The organism is Sutterella faecalis (assembly GCF_006337085.1).
GTDB classification, from domain to species: Bacteria; Pseudomonadota; Gammaproteobacteria; order Burkholderiales; family Burkholderiaceae_F; genus Sutterella; species Sutterella faecalis.
Map to the genome: position 1 here is coordinate 177417 of NZ_CP040882.1, position 19075 is coordinate 196491.

General features: G+C 57.1%; 15 protein-coding genes and 1 riboswitch. Of the genes, 5 read left to right on the top strand and 10 right to left on the bottom strand.

All coding sequences use genetic code 11. The annotated features are described in order from the left end of the window. Positions 1-36: 36 nt before the first annotated feature. The 6 genes from FG381_RS00745 to FG381_RS00770 form a co-directional block, all read right to left on the bottom strand. Entirely contained in the window at positions 37-1140 is a 1104-nt protein-coding gene (locus FG381_RS00745) for an amidohydrolase (protein WP_139687072.1), read from the bottom strand. Positions 1141-1244: 104 nt separating this feature from the next. Beyond that, positions 1245-1943 carry a 2,3,4,5-tetrahydropyridine-2,6-dicarboxylate N-acetyltransferase gene (gene dapD, locus FG381_RS00750; RefSeq protein ID WP_226960323.1) on the bottom strand — a complete coding sequence of 233 codons (699 nt, stop codon included), beginning with the start codon at positions 1941-1943 and terminating at the stop codon, positions 1245-1247. Between the two features lie 73 nt (positions 1944-2016). Beyond that, positions 2017-2727: a 4-hydroxy-tetrahydrodipicolinate reductase gene (gene dapB, locus FG381_RS00755; RefSeq protein ID WP_139687073.1), complete on the bottom strand. Its 711-nt coding sequence runs from the start codon at positions 2725-2727 to the stop codon at positions 2017-2019. A 38-nt stretch (positions 2728-2765) separates the two neighbouring features. Next, positions 2766-3653 (bottom strand): 4-hydroxy-tetrahydrodipicolinate synthase, encoded by an 888-nt coding sequence (gene dapA / locus FG381_RS00760; RefSeq protein ID WP_139687074.1) that lies wholly within the window; start codon positions 3651-3653, stop codon positions 2766-2768. 221 nt (positions 3654-3874) lie between these two features. Then, a riboswitch (Lysine riboswitch) is annotated at positions 3875-4083 on the bottom strand. A gap of 117 nt (positions 4084-4200) precedes the next feature. After that, positions 4201-4992: a basic amino acid ABC transporter substrate-binding protein gene (locus FG381_RS00765; RefSeq protein ID WP_139687075.1), complete on the bottom strand. Its 792-nt coding sequence runs from the start codon at positions 4990-4992 to the stop codon at positions 4201-4203. A 193-nt stretch (positions 4993-5185) separates the two neighbouring features. Continuing rightward, on the bottom strand, positions 5186-6139 hold the full coding sequence (locus FG381_RS00770; protein ID WP_139687076.1) for a LysR family transcriptional regulator: 954 nt from the start codon (positions 6137-6139) through the stop codon (positions 5186-5188). Positions 6140-6542: 403 nt separating this feature from the next. On the opposite strand from FG381_RS00770, the gene FG381_RS00775 reads away from it, so the two are divergent. After that, positions 6543-7820 (top strand): amidohydrolase, encoded by a 1278-nt coding sequence (locus FG381_RS00775; RefSeq protein WP_139687077.1) that lies wholly within the window; start codon positions 6543-6545, stop codon positions 7818-7820. Positions 7821-7964: 144 nt separating this feature from the next. On the opposite strand, the gene FG381_RS00780 is transcribed toward FG381_RS00775, so the two are convergent. Then, positions 7965-8870, bottom strand: a complete 906-nt coding sequence (locus tag FG381_RS00780; protein ID WP_139687078.1) for a LysR family transcriptional regulator — start codon at positions 8868-8870, stop codon at positions 7965-7967. Positions 8871-9038: 168 nt separating this feature from the next. On the opposite strand from FG381_RS00780, the gene FG381_RS00785 reads away from it, so the two are divergent. Continuing rightward, the gene (locus FG381_RS00785; RefSeq protein ID WP_139687079.1) at positions 9039-9644 is read left to right on the top strand and encodes a hypothetical protein; all 606 of its coding nucleotides are present in this window, start codon (positions 9039-9041) and stop codon (positions 9642-9644) included. A gap of 118 nt (positions 9645-9762) precedes the next feature. After that, on the top strand, positions 9763-10824 hold the full coding sequence (locus FG381_RS00790) for a hypothetical protein (RefSeq protein WP_139687080.1): 1062 nt from the start codon (positions 9763-9765) through the stop codon (positions 10822-10824). Between the two features lie 98 nt (positions 10825-10922). Here FG381_RS00790 and FG381_RS00795 read toward each other — a convergent pair whose 3' ends face one another. Further along, positions 10923-11330 carry a VOC family protein gene (locus tag FG381_RS00795; protein WP_139687081.1) on the bottom strand — a complete coding sequence of 136 codons (408 nt, stop codon included), beginning with the start codon at positions 11328-11330 and terminating at the stop codon, positions 10923-10925. Between the two features lie 200 nt (positions 11331-11530). Continuing rightward, positions 11531-15898 carry an autotransporter domain-containing protein gene (locus FG381_RS00800; RefSeq protein ID WP_139687082.1) on the bottom strand — a complete coding sequence of 1456 codons (4368 nt, stop codon included), beginning with the start codon at positions 15896-15898 and terminating at the stop codon, positions 11531-11533. Positions 15899-16013: 115 nt separating this feature from the next. Between FG381_RS00800 and FG381_RS12670 the strand changes: the two genes are divergently transcribed. Next, a complete protein-coding gene (locus FG381_RS12670; RefSeq protein WP_228025634.1) occupies positions 16014-17765 on the top strand; it encodes an IS1634 family transposase in 1752 nt (583 codons plus the stop codon). Continuing rightward, a complete protein-coding gene (locus FG381_RS00810) occupies positions 17752-17964 on the top strand; it encodes a hypothetical protein (protein ID WP_139686989.1) in 213 nt (70 codons plus the stop codon). Before FG381_RS12670 ends, FG381_RS00810 begins: the two co-directional genes overlap by 14 nt. Here FG381_RS00810 and FG381_RS00815 read toward each other — a convergent pair. After that, a complete protein-coding gene (locus FG381_RS00815) occupies positions 17942-18838 on the bottom strand; it encodes an ESPR domain-containing protein (protein WP_139687083.1) in 897 nt (298 codons plus the stop codon). The two genes, FG381_RS00810 and FG381_RS00815, sit on opposite strands and share 23 nt — an antisense overlap. Positions 18839-19075: the final 237 nt, after the last annotated feature.

The following is a 19075-nucleotide window of genomic DNA, read 5'->3' on the forward strand; positions in this document are numbered from 1 at the left end:
GGAAGACTTCCGCTCCGGACGCGTTTGACGGCCGCTTTATTGAAGCGGCAGGAGCTTCGTATAAATCTCAACCCCGCGCACAAGCACGCGTTCGTCAAAATTGAAGCGGTCGGAATGAAGCGGAATTCCCGTACCTGTGCCAAGGAGCATGAAGAGCCCGGGGAGCGCCTTCTGGTAGAAGGCGAAGTCTTCGGCAATGAGAAGGGGCTTCGGGAGCTTCTGCAGTTCCGGAATGCGCTTTTCGGCATCTTCGAAGAGCTTCCGATCGTTGATGACGGGTGGGTAGCCCTCGGATTTCGTGATGCGGATCCCGACGGAAAGATCTTTGCTGATGCGGTCGGCGATTTCGTGGAGATGGTCCCACGCGTAGTTGAAGGCTTCGCTGCTGAAGACGCGGAGTGACCCTTCGAGATGTCCGGCGGCGGCAATGGCGTTTCTCACGGTGCCCGCCGTGACGCGGCCGAATTTGAGAGTGGAAGCAGGGTCGACTTCGGATTTGAGGCGCGAGAGCATCCTGTCGGCTTCAACAACAAAGCGCGCCATGGCGAGAAGCGCATCCGCACCGTCCTCGGACTTCGCAATGTGCGTGCTCTTCCCCGTAAAGTCGACCGTGATTTCGTTCGACTGCGCGAGAAGCGGACCGGGAAGCGACGCCACGACGCCCATCGGGAGGTCCGGCCAGAGATGGAACCCGTAAATTGCGGTCGCGTTCTTTTCCTTAAAGACCCCCGATTCGCAGATGAGTCGTGCGCCGCCGGTGGTTTCCTCAGCCGGCTGAAAGACGATGAGAACGTTCTTCGTGAGCTTCGATTTGAGACCTGCTACAACCTCAGCGAGCCCGAGCGCTATCGCCATGTGGCCGTCGTGACCGCAGGCATGCATTTTCCCGGGATGCGTGGATTTGAAGTCTGAGTCCACGGCTTCGCAGATGGGAAGCGCATCCATATCGGAGCGGAAGGCCACGGTCTCCGGTTTCCCGCAGTCGAAATAGGCGCAGACTGCATGGCCTTCGGGCGAGAAGACTTCGCAGGGAAGGTTCGCGAGCACGCTGCGGATGTAGGCAGTCGTTTCCGGAAGGTCGAGGTCGAGTTCGGGGATGCGGTGAAGATCGCGGCGGTAGCGGGTGAGACGCTCGAGCATGGCTGAAAAAGGCGGAAGCAGAGTAATGGGGTGAATACGGATCCGGCCCGGAGAAAGCTTCCCCGGGCCGGAAATGACGGCATTCAATCGGGGCTGAATGCGTATCAGAGGGTGCGGAGGGCGTCTTCGAGCACGGTCTTCTGGGTCGTGCGCTCATCCTTCTTCGTCTTGATGATGCGGGCGGGGACGCCGGCGACGACGGCGCCGGCGGGAACGTCGCTGATGACGACGGAGCCGGCGGCAACGACCGCGCCTTCGCCCACGTGGATGCCTTCGATCACGACGGCGTTCGCGCCCACGAAGCAGTTGTCTTCAATAATGACGGGCTTCGCGGAAGCGGGTTCAACGACGCCCGCGAGCACGGCGCCTGCGCCGATGTGGCAGTGCTTGCCCACGGTCGCGCGGCCGCCCATGACGACGCCCATGTCGATCATGGTGCCTTCCCCGATCACGGCGCCGATATTGATGATGGCGCCCATCATGACGACGGCGCCGTCGCCGATCGTGACCTGGTCGCGAATCACCGCACCCGGCTCGATGCGTGCATTGATGTTCTTGAGGTCAAGAAGGGGAATGGCCGAATTGCGGCAGTCGTTTTCAATGACCATGTCGTCGATCTTGTCCTTATTGGCTTCAAGGATGGGACCGAGAACCTTCCAGTCGCCGAAGACCACCTTGTCGCCCGCGCCGAAGACCTGGGCCGTGCCGTAGTCGATCGGAGCCTTTTCGCGGATCGTGATCTTCACGGGCGTCTTCTTTTCGGCCGTGGCGATGTAGTGAATAATTTCCTGGGCGTTCATCATTTGGATAAAGTTTCCTGTTGATATTGGAGTTGCGTGAAAGTTTGAATTCGTTCGGATCGGACCGTTCCGGATCTCAGGAGAAAAGGAGATCGTCCATGGTGTACCAGCCCGGCGCCCGGTCCTTGAGCCGTTCGCCCGCCTTGATGGCGCCGAGCGCGAAGATGCGGCGGGATTCCGCACGGTGGGTGAGGGAGAGCTCTTCGTCGGGACCGAAGAAGGAAACCGTATGGACGCCGGCGACGGTGCCGCCTCTTACGGCGTGGACGCCGATTTCGTTCCCTTCGCGCTTCATCATGCCTTCGCGGCCGTAAACCGTGCGGCGCCTGCCCTCGGGATCAATCGCCCGAAGGAGGAGCTTCGCCGTTCCGCTCGGGGCATCCGCCTTCATGCGGTGATGGGTTTCGACGATTTCAATGTCGAAGTCGTCGCCGAGGAGCTTCGCGGCTTCCGCCGAGAGATGCTTGAGGACCGCCACGCCCACCGAATAGTTGGCGGAGAGAATCACGGGAGCGCATTCTGCGAGCGAGCGGATTTCGGCGGCCTCTTCGGCGCTGTAGCCGGTGGTGCCGCAGACAAGCGCCGCGCCCGTGCGGCGGATGTAGGCCGCAACCGCATGGAGCGCTGCGGGGGACGAGAAGTCGATCAGAGCGTCGACTTTGCCGAGCTTTTCGAGGTCGCCGATGTTGTCGCCGAGGAACGTGCCCGCGACCTCAATGCCGCGCTCTTCGGCGCAGGAGGCAATCATTTTTCCCATTCGGCCCATGCCGACGAGCGCGATTTTCATAGGTTTAACCTTCAATGGTTACCGGAGTGGATTGGGTCTCAGATCAGGCCCGCAGCCGCCATCGAGCGGCGGAGCGTCTCGCGGTGGGCTTCCGTCATCGGGCAGAGGGGAAGACGGTAGCCGCCGACGTCCTTGCCCATCAGGTTGAGGGCTTCCTTCACCGGGATGGGGTTGACTTCAATGAAGAGGTCGTTCGTGACTTCGAGGAGCTTGAGCTGCAGGTCGCGCGCTTCCTTCACGCGCCCTTCGAGGAAGTCCGTCACCATGCGGTGGGTTTCTCTCGGGGCGACGTTGGCGAGCACCGAAATGACGCCTGACGCGCCGAGCGCAAGCATCGGAACGATCATGTCGTCGTTGCCCGAATACATGACGAAGTCGTCCGAGAGGTAGCGGGCAATCTTGGCGGCATAGGAAATATTGCCGCTCGCTTCCTTGATGCCGATGATGTTGGGGTGCTTCGAGAGGCGGGCAACGTTTGCTTCCGAAATCGAGCAGCCCGTGCGGCCGGGGACGTTGTAGAGAATGCAGGGAATCTTCACCGCATCTGCGACGGTCGCGAAGTGGCGGTAGATGCCTTCTTCGTTCGCCTTGTTGTAGTAGGGCGTGATGATGAGGAGGCCGTCGGCGCCCAGGCGCTCGAACGAGAGCGACTTCTCGAGCATCGTGCGCGTGTCGTTCGAGCCCGACCCGCAGATTACCGGAATGCGGCCCGCGACGCGCTTCACCGTGTACTCGCAGACGGCATTGTCCTCTTCGTGGGACATGGTGGAGGATTCGCCGGTCGTGCCGAGGATGACGAGCGCATCGGTTTCGTTTTCAAGATGAAAGTCGATGAGTTCGCCCAACTTTTCAAAGTTGACGGATCCGTCTTCATGGAAGGGTGTCACGAGGGCGACGAGGGAGCCGCGTACGGGGATTCTGGACATGATGAATTTCGCTCTGAAGGGTTGAGGGTCTGGTCCGGTACGACCGCGAGGGAGCTATTGTGCCTGAAGGAAGGGAAAAGCCCGGGGAGAGCGGCGCTGGGAATTGAAACCCCCGCTCCCAATGCAGGCGCCCAAAAAAAGAAAAGCGCCAGCAAGGTTGCAAGAGCCTTTCTGGCGCAAAGCGGCAAAGCAGGCAGAGCGCTTAATGCCGCAGATTGACCGGAAAGATAGCGCAACTGCCGGGATGCTTCATTCGTCTCAAATGAAGCAGAAATCCCACCGATTGGCAGACAGTCCCGCAGGTCTCTCCTGCGGACCCATCTGCGGTCCCTGCCGGGAAATGCCGCAGATTCGGCGGTTTTGCCCCGCTTCGGGATCTCTGCCTGCCGGCTCATCCGAAGCGCCTCGCAACCGCACCTCTATCGTTCGTATCTGTAACCTTATCAGATGAAGCCGCCCGGGATAGCGGCCTGATGGTAAAGAGAAGTGCTTATATCGGTCGATCCTGATTAAGCGTCGGGTTGACCGGGGCTGTTGGGAGAGGCGATCAATGCGAGAGAAGCGCTGCGGGCGGCTCTTTCCCGAACCACTTCTGGTAGATCTTCGAGAATTCGCCCGACGCCTTGATGGCGCTGAGGCCCGAATTGATGCGCTTGAGGAGCTCAGAATTCCCCTTTTTGACGGCAATGCCGAGGTTCTCTTCGGTGAGCGCAACAGGAAGCGAAAGTACGCGCCCTTTGCCTGCGACCGCTGCGTAGTAGTCGTTCGTCGGAATGTCGTTGATGACGGCGTCGACGCCCTTGTTTCTGAGCTCCAGGAAGCATTCGTTCAATTGGTTGAAGACCCGGACGCGGGCGTTCGGAATCTTTCTCGCGGCTTCTTCGCCCGTGGAGCCGATGGAGACGGCGAGGAGCTTACCTTCAAGGTCTTTCGCGGTGCGGATCGTCGTGTTGTCGATGTTGACGACGACGCCGAGGCCCGCAATGTAGTAGCGGTCGGAGAAGTCGACGCTCTTCGCACGCTCCGGCGTAATCGTGATGTCGTTGATCGCGATGTCGATGTTGCCGGTCTTCAGGGCGGGAATGAGGCCGTCGAAGGCAATGTTGCGCACTTCAACATTGAAGCCTTCGGCTTTCCCGATCGCTCGGATCACGTCGACGTCGAAGCCGACATATTGACCGGTCGCGGAATCGCGGGACCCGAAGGGCGGGTAGGCCGCATCCATGCCGGCGACAAGGGTGGGCTTCGTGTCTGCTGCGGTTGAAATCGTAGAGAAGGCGGCAAGGCTCAGTGCGGAGCAGCCGAGCGCAAAGATCTTCAAAAGCGAGCGTTTTTGCATGGGAATGATCCGGAGAAAAAGTGTTCTTCAGTGAAACATAGCGCAGCCGCCCATTTCCGGCGGGACCCAGAATGGAGGTATTACGCCCGGGATCAAGGAAGCTCCGGGAAGACCGCGTCTTTGACATTTCAACGAGAGGCTCCCGGGCCGCAGCTGAAGGCGGGTGGCATCGGCTGAAAGCCGTTGAATACGGTCAGGAGATAAGCACGTGATAGTCCTTCTGGAGGCGCTTATTCTGATCTCCCTCAATTTGCCGGCGGCGTTCGATGTACCAGTCGACAAAGGTGCGCACGCGCTTCAAGCCCGCGGCTTCCGTCGTGGTGCCGATGTAGTTTTCAAGGTTGGGCACATGCCAGCCGTCTAGCACCGGCACCAGGTCGCCCTTCACGATGTCTCCGAAGCAGTGGTGCGCCGGGAGATCGAGAATGATGCCCGCTCCTGCAATGGCGGCAGCCTTGGCGGAAAGTATGTTGTTGAAGCGGATTTCGGATTTGAAGCGGTAGGAGACCTCGTCGCGGCCGAGCTGGAGGATTGCCGGATGCTCTCGGCAGTCGCCCGTAAAGAGAATGCCGGAGTGCGTTGAGAGGTCCGCGGGTTTCTTCGGGGATCCCCGCTCGCGGAGATATTCGGGCGATGCGCAGGCAATGAAGAGCGATCGGGATACCCAGTGCTCGACGAGCCACTTTTTTCTCACCGGACCATAGTAGAGCATGACGTCGCAGTCCCCCGTCATGTAGCCCGCGGACGAGTCGTCCACCTTCACGTCGAACGATACTTCGGGACAAAACTTCTGAAAGTCGACGAGCATCGGAACGATTTCATGCTGCATGAAGCCCGGCATGCAGCCGAGCCGGATGCTGCCGGAGAGCGAATCCTGAGTCCGGGCCAATTTCCCGAGGCGGTCTTCAAACTGCCGGATGAGGGGCTCAAGAGAAGACTGCGCTTCGAGCGCAAACTGCGTGGGCGTGATGCGGCGGCCGGAGCGCGAAAGGAGCGGCCGGCCCACTTCCTCCTCGAGTCCGGCGATGATGCGCGAGAGCTGCGCGCGATCCATGGCGTTCCGGATGGCAACGCGCGAAATTGCGCCTTCTCGAAGCACTTCAAAGAGAAGCTTCCAGACTTCAAGATCAAATCGGTGCTGCGGCATTGGAACTATCCCTGATAGAGACGAATTTGAATGTTTCTGCGTGCTGATTTCAACACGCAAATGGAGCCCCGAATTGTAAAGGCAGAAATCCGGTCGGTACGTGCATCATGAAAACGAGCATGCGTTTGCTTTCGGAAGAGAAGAAGCCGCAAATCGTGATTATTTCAGCACGAATAAACGTGTCAAAAATGTTGCGCAATAAGGCCGGGATGCGGCCTATAGTAGAGGTATGAAAACAGATCCTCGCGCGATCTTCATCGGCGGATCCGATCAGGTTCCCTTTGCATGTTCCCGATTCATGCAGAGCACCGCTTGATTTGGTCTTACGTTTGAGGGATCGCGCCGGGGGCCTACATTTCCCTGACCCCGATCAACGGCGTCAAATATAAAAGGAGCAAAAAGGATGTCCTGCCTTTGCAAGTATCACGACGAACTCATCAGCACCCGTCGTCACCTTCACACCATGCCTGAAGAGGGCTGGAGCGAATTCACGACGACCGCATACATCGTCGAGAAGCTGCGCAAGCTCGGCTATGAAGTTCTGATGGGCAAGAAGGTCATCAACCCCGACAACTGCCTCGGCCGCAGCCAGAAGGTGGTCGATGCGGGCCTTGCCTATGCCCGCAAGAACGGCGTTTCCGAAGCGCTTCTGAAGGAAATGGACGGCCTCACGGGCTGCGTCGGCGTGATGGATACGGGCCGCCCCGGTCCCACGCTCGCGATCCGCTTCGACATCGACTGCGTGCCGGTGACCGAATCGACGGATGCCGACCACATCCCCGCGAAGGAAGGCTTCTGCTCGACCCGTCCGGGCCTCATGCATGCCTGCGGCCACGACGCCCATACCTCCACGGGTCTTGCCGTCGCGCACTGGTTTGCCGACCACAAGGACGAGATGAAGGGCAAGCTCAAGATTCTCTTCCAGCCGGCTGAAGAAGGCGTGCGCGGCGCTGCCGGCATGGCCGCTTCCGGCATCGTCGACGATGCGGACTACTTCCTCGGCGCGCACATCGCCATGATGTGCAAGACGGGCGAACTCTCCGTCAAGCCCTACGGCTTCCTCTGCACGACGAAGCTTGACGTCACCTACACGGGCCGTCCGGCTCACGCGGGCGTCGAACCCAATGCCGGCCGCAACGCCATGGCCGCCGCCTGCAACGCGTTCGTGCAGCTTCTCGGCATTGCCCGCCACGGTTCCGGCATGACCCGCATCAACGTGGGCCAACTCATCGCCGGCGAAGGCCGTAACGTGATCCCGTCCCATGCCCTCATGAAGATGGAAGTCCGCGGCGAAACGGGCGACATCAATCAGTACATGTACGACGCGGCGGTTGCCATCATCAAGGGCTGCGCGATCAGCCAGGGCTGCGAATACAAGATTGAGAAGATGGGCGAAGCCGTCGACCTCACGAACGACGAAGAGCTCGTCGACGTCCTCACGAAGGCCGGTGAAGCCGTTGAAGGCATGACCGTCCGCAAGGACCCGATGAACTTCGGCGGCTCCGAAGACGCCACCATCCTCGCGCGCCGCGTTCAGGCGCACGGCGGCAAGGCTGCGCTCTTCGTGATCGGCGCGAACCGTCCGTCCGGCCACCACACCTCGAAGTTCGACATCGACGAAAAGGCGCTGGATCAGGGCCTCGCCGTCTGGACGAACGCTGTGAAGGAAATTCTCGGCTGATAGGGCCTTGAGGAAAGCTTCTCTCCCCGACTCCGCAGTGCGATTGACGGGGAGAGGCTTCTGAAAGGGAAAACGGCGCGAAGCTCCGCTATTCAATGGAGTTCCGCGCCGTTTTGTGTTTGGGGGCTGCGTGTTTCCCAGGCCTCAGGCCGAAGGCAGCGCCTCTGCAAAGGGACCGGTCGAAAAGTCCTTGGCCATGCTTCTCGCCATTGCCACGAGCCGCATGAGGGCGGGCGACGCCGTGGAGAGCGAGGGAAGCGCAATCCCGAGCGTCACGCGCTCCTGGGGCGAGAAGGGCTTCAGCACCACATTGCCCTTGAGGTTGATGCTCTGAAGGCGGTTGTTGACCGAAACGCCGAGCCCCGCATTCACCATGGCATAGGCGGAATAGGGGTCGTTCGTGATGAGGTGCGTTTTGGGAGCCGTTCTGTGACGCGTGAAGAAATCGTCGATGTCGGTGTTGTGGTGCACGCGCGGGTAGATGAAGGGCTCTTTCGTGATGTCTTCTGCCGTCACCGTGTCGCGGTTGGCGAGAGGATGCCCCGGCGGAAGCCAGGCGACGAACTCCGTTTCCATCAGCGGGAAGAAGTCTCCGTCATAGGAATGCTGCGAGAGAAATGCGCAGTCGAGGGTGCCGTCCTTCAGGCGCGTGACGAGTTCCTGGTCGGTGCCTTCAACGGTGGAAAGGGTAATGGCCGGATAGGCGTCGGAGAAGTGCTTGAGGAGGGGCGGCAGCCACGTCGTTGAGATGCTGAAGTAACTCCCGATCGTGAGTTCGCCCATGACGAGCCCTTTTACGGCGGCGATTTCCTCGTGAACGCGCTTCTCCGCAAGAAGGAGTTCCCTCAGACGCGCAATGACGGGTTCCGCACCCTTGGCGGGAACGACGCCTCTGCGGCCGCGAAGGAGGAGCGTGGTCTTAAGCTCATCTTCGAGCGACGTGATCTGCCGGTTGAGTCCCGACTGCGTCATGCCGAGCTTTTCTGCCGCGAGCGAAAAACTTCCTGCCTCTATGGCAGTAATGAGGTAGGAAACCTTTTCGAGATTCATAACTGGGGAAACTCCGCGGGAAATTTGCGTCGGGACAAAAATGCACATCGATTGTACGCATTTCCAATTCGATTAGCGACAACCGTAATCAAGCCGGAATCCCGCATAATTTCTAGGGAAGAGCAGCAATTTGTCATTGCTCAGGCAACAGTCCCCGGAGGAGCGGAAATGTCGGCGACGCCACCTGCAGAAATTGCTCTAGCACCACGGGAATGGTCGAGAACCGAAGTCAAGGACGGCGTCTGCACGATCATTCTCGTTCTTACGAATGTCGAGCAGCTTTTTGATACCGACGTACCTGTGCCGAGCGAATATGTGGCGCTCGACAGCGATGTGCTCGATTTCTTTGCGAGCACGATCCGCAAGCACCAGAAAGCTTGCCGTGAATTCCGGCTCATCGTCCGTCTCCCCGAACAGGCGCTGCGCGAAGTCGAGCCCTACATGCGGACGAGCGTCGACCTGACGCTCAAGGGCTATTTCCTCGCACGGGAGAAAAGAATCGCAGAGCGCCTTCATGAGCATTTCCAGGATGCCTGGAAGATGTTCGGGTTCGGCTTTGCCTTCATGCTTGCCTGCACGCTCCTGAGAACCTATCTCGCGCCCGAAGAGGTCCATACGCTCATGAGTTCATTCCGCGAAGGTCTTCTCGTAATCGGTTGGGTGGCGCTCTGGAAGCCGGTTGAAGAGCTTCTCTTCAACTGGTGGCCTTTGAAGCGCGAGCTTGCGTCCTGGCACAAGCTCTCCAAAATGGAGATGAAGGTAGAGACCTTCTGAAGCGACATAATATGACGTTTCATTCTCTACGATAACCATAGAAGGAAGCTGAATGGTTCCCAATGGCGTTTCAGAGCTTGGGTGACGCGGCTTCGAAAAAACGTTTCGTGAGAAGGAAATGCAGAACCAGATTTTTTCCGAAGGCGGAGCCCCACAAATCACGTTGAGTGAGGCGCTCGCCTCGGCAGTGAAGATCCTTCCCCGGAAACCCCGGGGAGGAGAGGTGCTTATGCTGGATGTCGCGCTCAGGGCGACGGCTGATTTAGCTGAACACAATCATCCGGAAGACGATCAGCTTCTTGCGCTTCTCTGGCTCCTTCCGGACGATATTGCGGCTCACCGCACGCCCGGCAGCATGAAGACGCTGCTTCCTAAGATCCGAGGAGTTTGGGCAGGGATTCTTTCGGCGCTTTCTGAGGCGCATCCGGAAATCGAGACGCATCTGGAATCGACACCGTTCGATGCCGGAGACGAGCCGCCCGTCGCGCGCGTCATCGCCGCGACGTATCTGAGGATGCTGCTTGAATCGGGCGCAGCGGAATCTCTTCGGTCGTCGGTAAAGCCGGTTCCCGAAAGGGAAGCGTTCTACCAGAGCCTCCTGGCGGTTGCCGAAGGTTTGAAAAAGAATTCCCCGGACCTTTCGGGTGATTTGCTACTGGAGGCGGTGAAGCGCGTCATTCGGGCTGAAGGGCTCAAACAAAAGCTTCTTTCGGGGGAAGTCCGCGACACGATCTGGACTTTTGCACTCCGTCCTCAGGTACCGGCAGCGGAAGGCGAGGCGGCATTAAGGAGTCTTCGCAGCTTCCTCACCGGTTTCCGGCTCTCCGCCGCAGTCTCCATGACGGAAGGCAGGGTTGAGGCAGTTCACCTTCTCGCAGAAGAAGCGAAAGGCGAAACCGGGGAAAAAGGCGCGGCGATCGAGCGCCTGGCGGCTTCCCTTGCCGTACGTTTTTCGAAGGTCTTCATCGTTGTCAGACTTCAAAGGAAGGAAGTGCAGGGCGAACTCATGTTCCATCGTGCCGGCATCACGGGCTGGCACATGGGGCTCCGCTATAAAGGCCGTCACGATCAGCTCCTTCGGAGTCAGGAAGCGGATCCCCTGACCGAGTTTCTTCAAATGGAGCCGAGCGGCGGCCTGAAGACGCAGCTCGAGCAGATCGAAAAGCTCTCATCGAATTGAGCCTTGAGACTTACAGTCAGGAGACCGCAGAATAAGTAAGCGGGAATATCGATTGCCGAGCTTCCCGCCTTGCTGCATGAGCTTTCGGATCCGTCGGATCAATCATCAATGCCGCAGCTCATGATCTCAACGAGGTTCCCGTCGGGATCGCGAACGTAGAAGCTTTCCATCGGGCCGTTTGCACCGGTGCGTTCGCCAATGTCGCACACAATCTCCCAGCCGGCATCGGCGATCTCATTTCTCGCGATCTCAAGCGCCATGCCTGCCGGGAATTCGGTTTCCCTGAGTTTGAGGCAGATGTCTAGCGACCCGGCCGTAGGAACGCCGGCGGCAGGCTGGTATTCGCCCGGGCGGCAATGGATCTTGATGGCAGATTCGCCGAGATGGATGGTCCAGCGGCCGTTCTGTTCGGAGCACGGGATGCCCAGAAGGTCCCGATAGAAAGCGAGACACTTGTCGAGATTCTTCGTCGTCAGGACGACATGGTCGATGCATTGAAACTTCATGAGTGCCTTATTTCTCCAAGGATTTTAAATAATCCATATTCTTCAATAGAGATGCGACATCTTAACCTAAATCGTACCGATCTTCGCATTTGCTGATGCAGGTATCGAAGTTCGGCGCATAAGAATAGGGGCGTTCCGATTCGGAACGCCCCGAAGGTTCAGCTGATTTTGTCAGCTTGCTTTAGGCTCGGGTCACATGATCAGAAGGCATAGCGAACGCTTGCCTTGAGTGCATGATTCCCGCGGTCTTCCGCACCGAAGCCGAACCGGTAGTCAAGGCCCAGAGACAAATTGCCGCTCACGGCGGAAACGCCGAACTGAGCGTGCCCGAGCGCGTCGTCGATCATGTCTGAAGCGACATTCACGCCTGCAATGGTCGCATCCACTTCCTTGTCGCCAAGCTGCGGGACGACTGAGAGATCGAACTTCGGCGCAATGGTCCACCCTTCAGCGCTGAAGGTCGTCCTGACGGCAACGCCGACAGGCGACTCAACGAGGTTCACGTCGCTCGTGTCGCGATCCTCGAGATCATCCGAGGAGATCCGCGAATAGCGAAGACCGATGTAGGGGGCAACCTGAATGCCGGCATCGTATGCAAGGTAGTCTGCCCGAACGCCGAAGGTATAGGCAGAAGCATCAACCTTCTCATGAGCGTAAGCGCCCTTGAGATCATTTGTGGAGGCAAGATAGCCGGCATCCGCCTTGAGGCTCAGCTTCCCTAGGTCATGGGCTGCGTAGGCGGCAAGGCCCCAGAAGTCGGCGTCATTTTTCTGCGAGAAGACCGAGTCCTCAGCTTCTGCATCAGCAGTTCCGACCGTAAGAGCTGCACCGAATCGAGTGCCGTTCGGGGCGGCATAATCGCCGCCGAGGACGCCCCCGTAGATGTCGGCGCTGTAGCCGGAGCTGCCGTAAAGCGTGTCAGCCTTCGTGCGGGAAGCATAGACATCTGCCCAGGCGCTGAAGCCCTCACGCGGTGCCTTTTCGAGCATGCGTCGGGCAAGAGAATCCGTGAATTCAGCCTGCGCATCGTAAAGGACGTTGTAGATGCCGGACGTGACGGCCGCATTCGCGAATTCCTGAACGGCATTCTCACCGGCGGCGGTCAGATGGTAGCCGTCGGCATCCACTGTGGAGAAGCGGTCATCTGACCCAATCAAATCCAGGAAGTGCGCCGTAAAGCCGCTCATGCCTTGCTGATAAAGGCCATAAATGACCTTGCTTCCGGTGCTGTCGGGATCTGCCATAGCGAGAGCGTTCGCAGTAACCGTACCCTTCCCGGAGTCCACAGTGAAGGTCACGAACTTGTTCTTCGTGAAGAAGCTGTCGGCGTCCGCCGTAAGATCGCCCGTGGTGATCTGATATGACGTTCCGGTTTTCTGTACGTTCGTCAGATAAATGAAGGCATTTTCGTCAACCGTCACGGAAGAGGCATCGAAAACGGCGTTCTTGCCGATTGCAGAAGTATCGATGATCGTGAGCGAATTGGCCGCGAGTGTGACGGTACCTGCCGCAAGCGTGCTGAAGTCAAAGCCCTTTTGCGATGTCTGGGCGCCGTCCACTGCAATGGCGCCCGTTACCTTGACGGGGCTTGCAACATGCAGTACCGCAGTGATGCCGTCCTTACCGTAAGCTTTGCCGGTTTCTGCTGCATAGGCGACTGCGGAGCTCTTGTCTGCGCCGATAACTGCCATGGAGTTCTGGCCGACAAGGAGCTTTGTTCCGAGCGTGTTCTTCTCAAGATTTTTAACGACGAGCACGGATCCGGAGCCGTACTCCGCATCATCGAGCCAGGCCGGATCAAGGAAGATTGTGCCGCCCGTCATGCCGAGCGTCTCGACTTCGAGGTGGCCGACAGCACCGGTCACATCTGCGCCGACCCTCACATTGCCTGTACCCACAAGTTCAACCGCTTCGAAGGATGCCGCTGTTTCGTCAGCAATCACGAGGTCGCCATTGAGCGTAACTATTTCTGCGCTGAGCGACCCCTGGGCGACTGAAGCAGTGCCTGCCTGCTCAACGCTGATGTCCCCGGCCGTGAATCTGCCTTTCTGGAGAAGAAGCTCGCCGCCTGCTTCAACCGTAGTGTCGGCATTGAGGCGTCCGTGCGCATCGTCGGCGCTGCCGAGCGCGAGCGTGGCGTCTTTTTGAATCACAACGGACTTGATGTTTTCTCCCTCAATCAGATTGATGTCGGCTCCAGCAGTGGTGTCGCCCGCAAACGTGAGCTTCACGCTGGTGCTTTCCGTGCCGTTGCCGGTGAGAACGACTTTTTCTGCTTCAGTGGAGATGCCCTTGACGATGGCATCCTTATTCGTCTTGCCCGACTGGATGGTCGCTGTATTGGAGCCGGCAACATCCACCTTGGCTGCAACGATCTGACCGGTAACCGCGAGGTTCCCGTCAACGACGTCGTCGATGTCAATCTTGTCGTCATTATCGAGGACGAGGGTTGAGCCGACGAGGGAGAGTTTTGTACTGAAGGTATCTGCGCCTGAATTCAGAACTTTCTGCCAGGCATTGAGCTGAGAAACCGTATAGGTTTCAAGAGAAGGATCCGTAAGCTCGACCACGCCGCCCGCGAAGGTTAAGCCGCTCTTCAAAGCCGTCATGTCGGTCGTCGTGAAGACCGTTCCTGTCTGAGTACGGAGCGTGCCGTTGTCGAGTTTGAAATTAGATCCAGTGCCGACGACGGACACCGATTTGATGTCCGCAGTGCCGGAAATGGTGGACGTGGTGCCGTTCGTGAGCGTTAGGGAGTCAATGCGTGCAAGTGCGCCCTTATTGACAGCGAGAGATGCCTTCCTGCCCTTGATGCTCTCGCTAAGAGCATCAGAAGCGCCTTCCTTCGTCTGCGCATCGAAGGCGGCAGCAAGCGAAGTCAGGGTCAGCGAACCCGCGGCCAGCGTGCCCCCGGATACCGTAATGGCGTTGCCTGCGGTCCAGTCGGATGCTACCTGCATGGTGCCGGCGGCCACGGTCGTTGTGCCGAAATACTTGTTGAGCGAGGAATTGATGAGAAGCGTGCCTTCTCCCGCTTTCGTAAGCGTGGATACGCCGTCCTCGGTATTGAAGCTCGCAGTAGAGGGCAGGTCGCTCGCGATCGAGTCGGCATTCGCGTCGCTGCTGCCGGCAGCGCCAAGCGTGAGCGTCTTTCCGGCGCTCACATCAAATTCGGCCGTGGACCCGCGCTGAAGCACCAGGAAACCGCCCGCAGCCATCGGGCTCACATAGCCGTAATTCTGGAAGAGCGGATCGTTCGCCTTGGCAGACTTGATGGTGTTTCCCGTGTACGCCATGTCCTGTGTGGCGACAATCCTGACGGAAGCAGCCATTCCCTTCTTATCGGAAGAGACAACCGATCCGGTGCTGTAGTCTGCCGCAATCGCGCCGCCGGTCGCGGCTGCCTTGCCGTCCGTAGCGGAGTAATCCACGACATTATTCGTGAAGAGAACATCGGTAAAGGTGGCGTCAACGCCTTTGACGGTGATGGCCGCGCCGCCAAGCGACTGCTGCGTTAGCTTGGAGAGATTGCCCGTGGCGACAACGCTGTTTCCTTCGTAAGCGCCGCCCGTCTGGGTGAAGGTCTTATTCTGTCCCCAGCCCTGAACGTAAACCGCGCCGCCGCCTTCAGCATAGCCGGCAGAGGTTTTGACGGAATTGCCGCGGAAAACGGTGTTTTCAATTACAGTGTCCGAGCCGCGGATGAAGAGAGCGCCGCCGGCGTAGTCTGTCGTGGACTCGGCAGCGTTTTCGCTGAAGACAGAATCTATGATGGTGACCGTTTCCTTATGGGAAAGCGCCCAATCCCGGTTGTTGACTTCAATTGCGCCGCCGCGCTGGGTCGCCGTGTTTTTCTCAAACGTGGAATCAGCCACAATCAGCGAACTGCCGTTCTGGCCGGTTCCTCCGTCAAGGAATACGCCTGCGCCTCGAACGCTTTTCTGATTGGAAACGCTGACGCCCTGAAGCTCAACCGTGCCGCCCTGAAGATTCGCGGTGGGGAAGGCAATCAGTGACTTGTTCTCCACTTTCTGGGTGTCGAATGTTTGCCCGGAGAAAGTGACCTTCGCGTTGGAAGGGAGCGGGATTTTGCTCAGATCAAAATCATTGCCCGTGATGAGAACCTGCCCGCCGTTGTCGCCGAAAACAATGCTTCCGCTGTCATCAACGACGTCGTCATTGCTGCCGCCCGCAGATCCGTCATATTGAGCGGCTTCCTTCACCGTCGTGAAGCCAAAATTCTCAAGCGCGAGGACGCCCCCATTGACTGTTACCGTATTGGCAATGTCCCAGTCAGACGTCACCTGGAAAGTGCCGGCGTTGACATTGACGGTGCCGTAATAGTCGCTCATGCGGCCGTGCATGAGGAGCGTGCCTTTGCCGACCTTGTTGATGACGTTGTTGTCGTGCCCGGCAGTTTTTAAATAGACAGAACTCGCGATGCTGTCCATATTCTTATCGGTCTTCCAGGCGTCGCGAGTGCCGATGGTGTAAGTCACGCCCTCGGCGATATCAAAATTAGCCGTGACATCACCCTCAACTTCCAGAACCGCATGACTCTCGTTCAAGATCCAGCAGGATTTTGATCATTACTACCGAAAAAACTTAAAAAATTTCATTGCGTCGCCGGCGCTTTTCTTGTACACTCGAGAGTAATATATTACTCTCGCAATTTAACTTCGAATGTTCCTGAATTTCACGGTCCCGATACCCAGGCTCAAAGGAAAAATCAGTCGGCAAGGCACTAAGAGCGGAACGTACATCCACTACGTTCTGGAGCGCAGCTACGACCCGAAAAAGAAGCACACGGTGCCCAAGCGTGTGCTAATCGGAAAATGCGTTGGTGAAACCGAGACCATGGTTCCGAATGAAAATTTCCTGGTCTTTTTCCCTGATGCCGTTCTCCCAGAAGTCCGGGAGAGCGCCAGGCGCTGCAGCACGCTGATGGCCGGCAGCTACATCGTCATAGCAAACATCGTGCAGACGTACGGCCTCGGCAAAATGCTCCAGAAGCATTTCCTTGATCGAGCTGGGCTGGTGCTGGATCTGGCCGCCTACATGATCATTGAGGAAAGGAATCAAGGGCAGTACTACCCGGACTACGCATATCGACATCCGCTCTTCTCGAAAGACATGCGGATTGCGAGCGACGCCGCCATCTCGAGCTTCCTCGCCAACGTCAGCCCGGACCAAATTTCAGGCTTTCTGAACGACTGGAACGCAAAGCGCGATCATCGCTCACGGATCTACATTTCCTATGATTCAACTAATAAGAACTGCCAGGCGGGAGATGTTGATTTTGTTGAATTCGGCAAGGCCAAAGTCGATCAGGGATGCCCGATTTTTAATCTTGCCGTCGCCTACGACAAAACCAATCAGGTGCCGTTGTTCTATGAATGCTACCCTGGCTCCATTAATGACGTCAGTCAGTTCAAATTCCTTGTAGACAAGGCAATTGCGTACAACTACAAGCGTATTGGCTTCATCATCGACCGAGGTTATTTCTGCAAGATCAACATCGACTACATGGATGCGAATAACTTTGAGTTCATCATGATGGTTAAGGGCTGCAAGGCACTTGTGGCCGAATTGGTCGACAGGCTCCACGGCACTTTCGAAAATCGCGTCGACGCCTCCCTGCGCGAGCATTGCATCAGCGGCACAACGGAAAAAATGAAGATTTTTCCGGAAGACTCACGGGAGCGCTACTTTCATGTCTTCTTTAACCCCATGAAGATGGCGACGGAGCGGCGCGATATAGAAAACGCGCTGACGCAGATGCAGAAGAACTTCGACCAGTGGGTCGGCCGTGAAGTGGAGTTCGGATCCCCGCATACAGATTACTTCCAGTGTCACTACGACGAAAAAGGCCGCTTCCTTTTTGCCGAAGAGAAGAAGAGCATCATCGAGCATGCTTATTCGAGATGCGGATATTTCTGCATCATTACCTCCGAGAAAATGAGCGCCAGAGACGCTTATCTGCAGTACCGAGGCCGCGACGCCTCAGAGAAGCTCTTCAGCGCAGACAAATCATTCCTGGGCAGCAAGAGCATGCGGGTACACTCCGCAGAAGCCGTAAGAGCCAAGATTTTTATTGAATTTATTGCTCTCATTATTCGACAGAGGCTCTACAACCTCCTGAAGGATGAGATGCTCCGCCTGCCGACAAAGAGGAACTACATGACGGTTCCTGCGGCGATCCGGGAACTGGAGACAATCGAGCTGGTGAGAATCAATGACGGCAGATATCAGCTTGACCACGCAATCACGAGGACGCAGGAAATCATCCTGAAATCCTTTGGCATGACGAAGGACAAGGTTATGTCGCAGGCCGCCGCCATCTCTGCCGCGCTTGCCGGAAAGAAAGACAGCATGGAGGACGTCGAGGATCTGGAACCGATTGGCGAGGAGGAGAATGAAGATGCCGAAGCGTAAGTCGCTGGCTTCGATTGAGAAGCAGATCAAACTGACTCAGCAGCGGTTGCTGAAGGTCAAAACACGTTACGAGAAGCTCGGGGTAAAGCTCATCGAACTCAACAAGGAAAAGACGCTGCGGCAGGCCGAAGTGATTGCGGAAGCCATGGCTCGAAGCGGTAAGACCATGGAGGAACTCATGACCTTTTTAAGCCGCTGACTGACCGTCCGAAGTCGCGAGAGTAATAAACGGCTGGAAGTTCAGGATCACGGTCCATGAAAAGAAAGCCGCCGGCCGTGGGGACTTTAGTCGTATAGCCATCGGTGAAAGGATGTTCGACGCCGCTTTTGACTGTATTACCGCTGCTGACGAGCCCGTTTTCTGTTGCAGAGAAGGTAAGCGTCGCTTTGTAGTTATAGGTGTTTCTCGTGGAGTCGGCAAAGATTGCACCGCCCGCTGCAGTGCCACCACCGTATGCTGAAGAACTACTGGTATTTTTATTGGTGTCGGCAGCTTGAGCTGTATTGCCGTTAAAAACGGTATTCGTAAATGTAGTTTCACCGCCTTTGATCACCAAGGCACCGCCTATCGCACTTGCTCGATTATCCTGATTCGAGGTGGTGTAAACGAGATTATTGGCGAACGTTACATCAGTAAAGCTATAACGAGTGTTTTCATGCTGTGTCGCGCCGCTGGAAAAAAGGTAAAGCGCGCCGCCTTGAGCATCGGATTTGACTTGTTCTTCCGCGCGAAGCTGATTGCCGCTGAATATCTGATCCGTTGCTTGAATGTGCTGATCTGAATACCGGTGAGTGCCACCGAAGTAGTCCTGGTTAACCCCGGTTACTTGGTGAACAACATTTTGAAATCCAAGAAGATTTTCTGTTTCAAGCCCTGCTGCTGACGCTTGTGTGGCAGAGAGGCTGGCGAACGCAGCGAGAACTCCGCCTACGATCCAAAAGCTCGTTTTCTGCCTTGATGTTGATTCAACCGTTGTGCAGCCCTTTCCTTTCTGAACCGAACTGCTGAGTTCATTTACAACCATCAGCGCATTACGCACCTTGCTGAAGATAACCCGGTATGCGGAGTTCATCTTTGCGTACCTCCCCAGAATGAGAATGGATATCGAAGACTCCAGTTCAACATATTTTTAAAATCGGGGGGGGGTTATCCCTAATATCAATAAAGAAAATCCCGCTGGCACTAGGACTTTTTACTTTATGTCTGTAAGTAATATGAAAAAAATAATGGTGCAGCTCTGAACATTTTATTTATAACATCAGAGCATGAGATCTCAAATAATGTCGTATATAGACGACAGTGCCGGGCA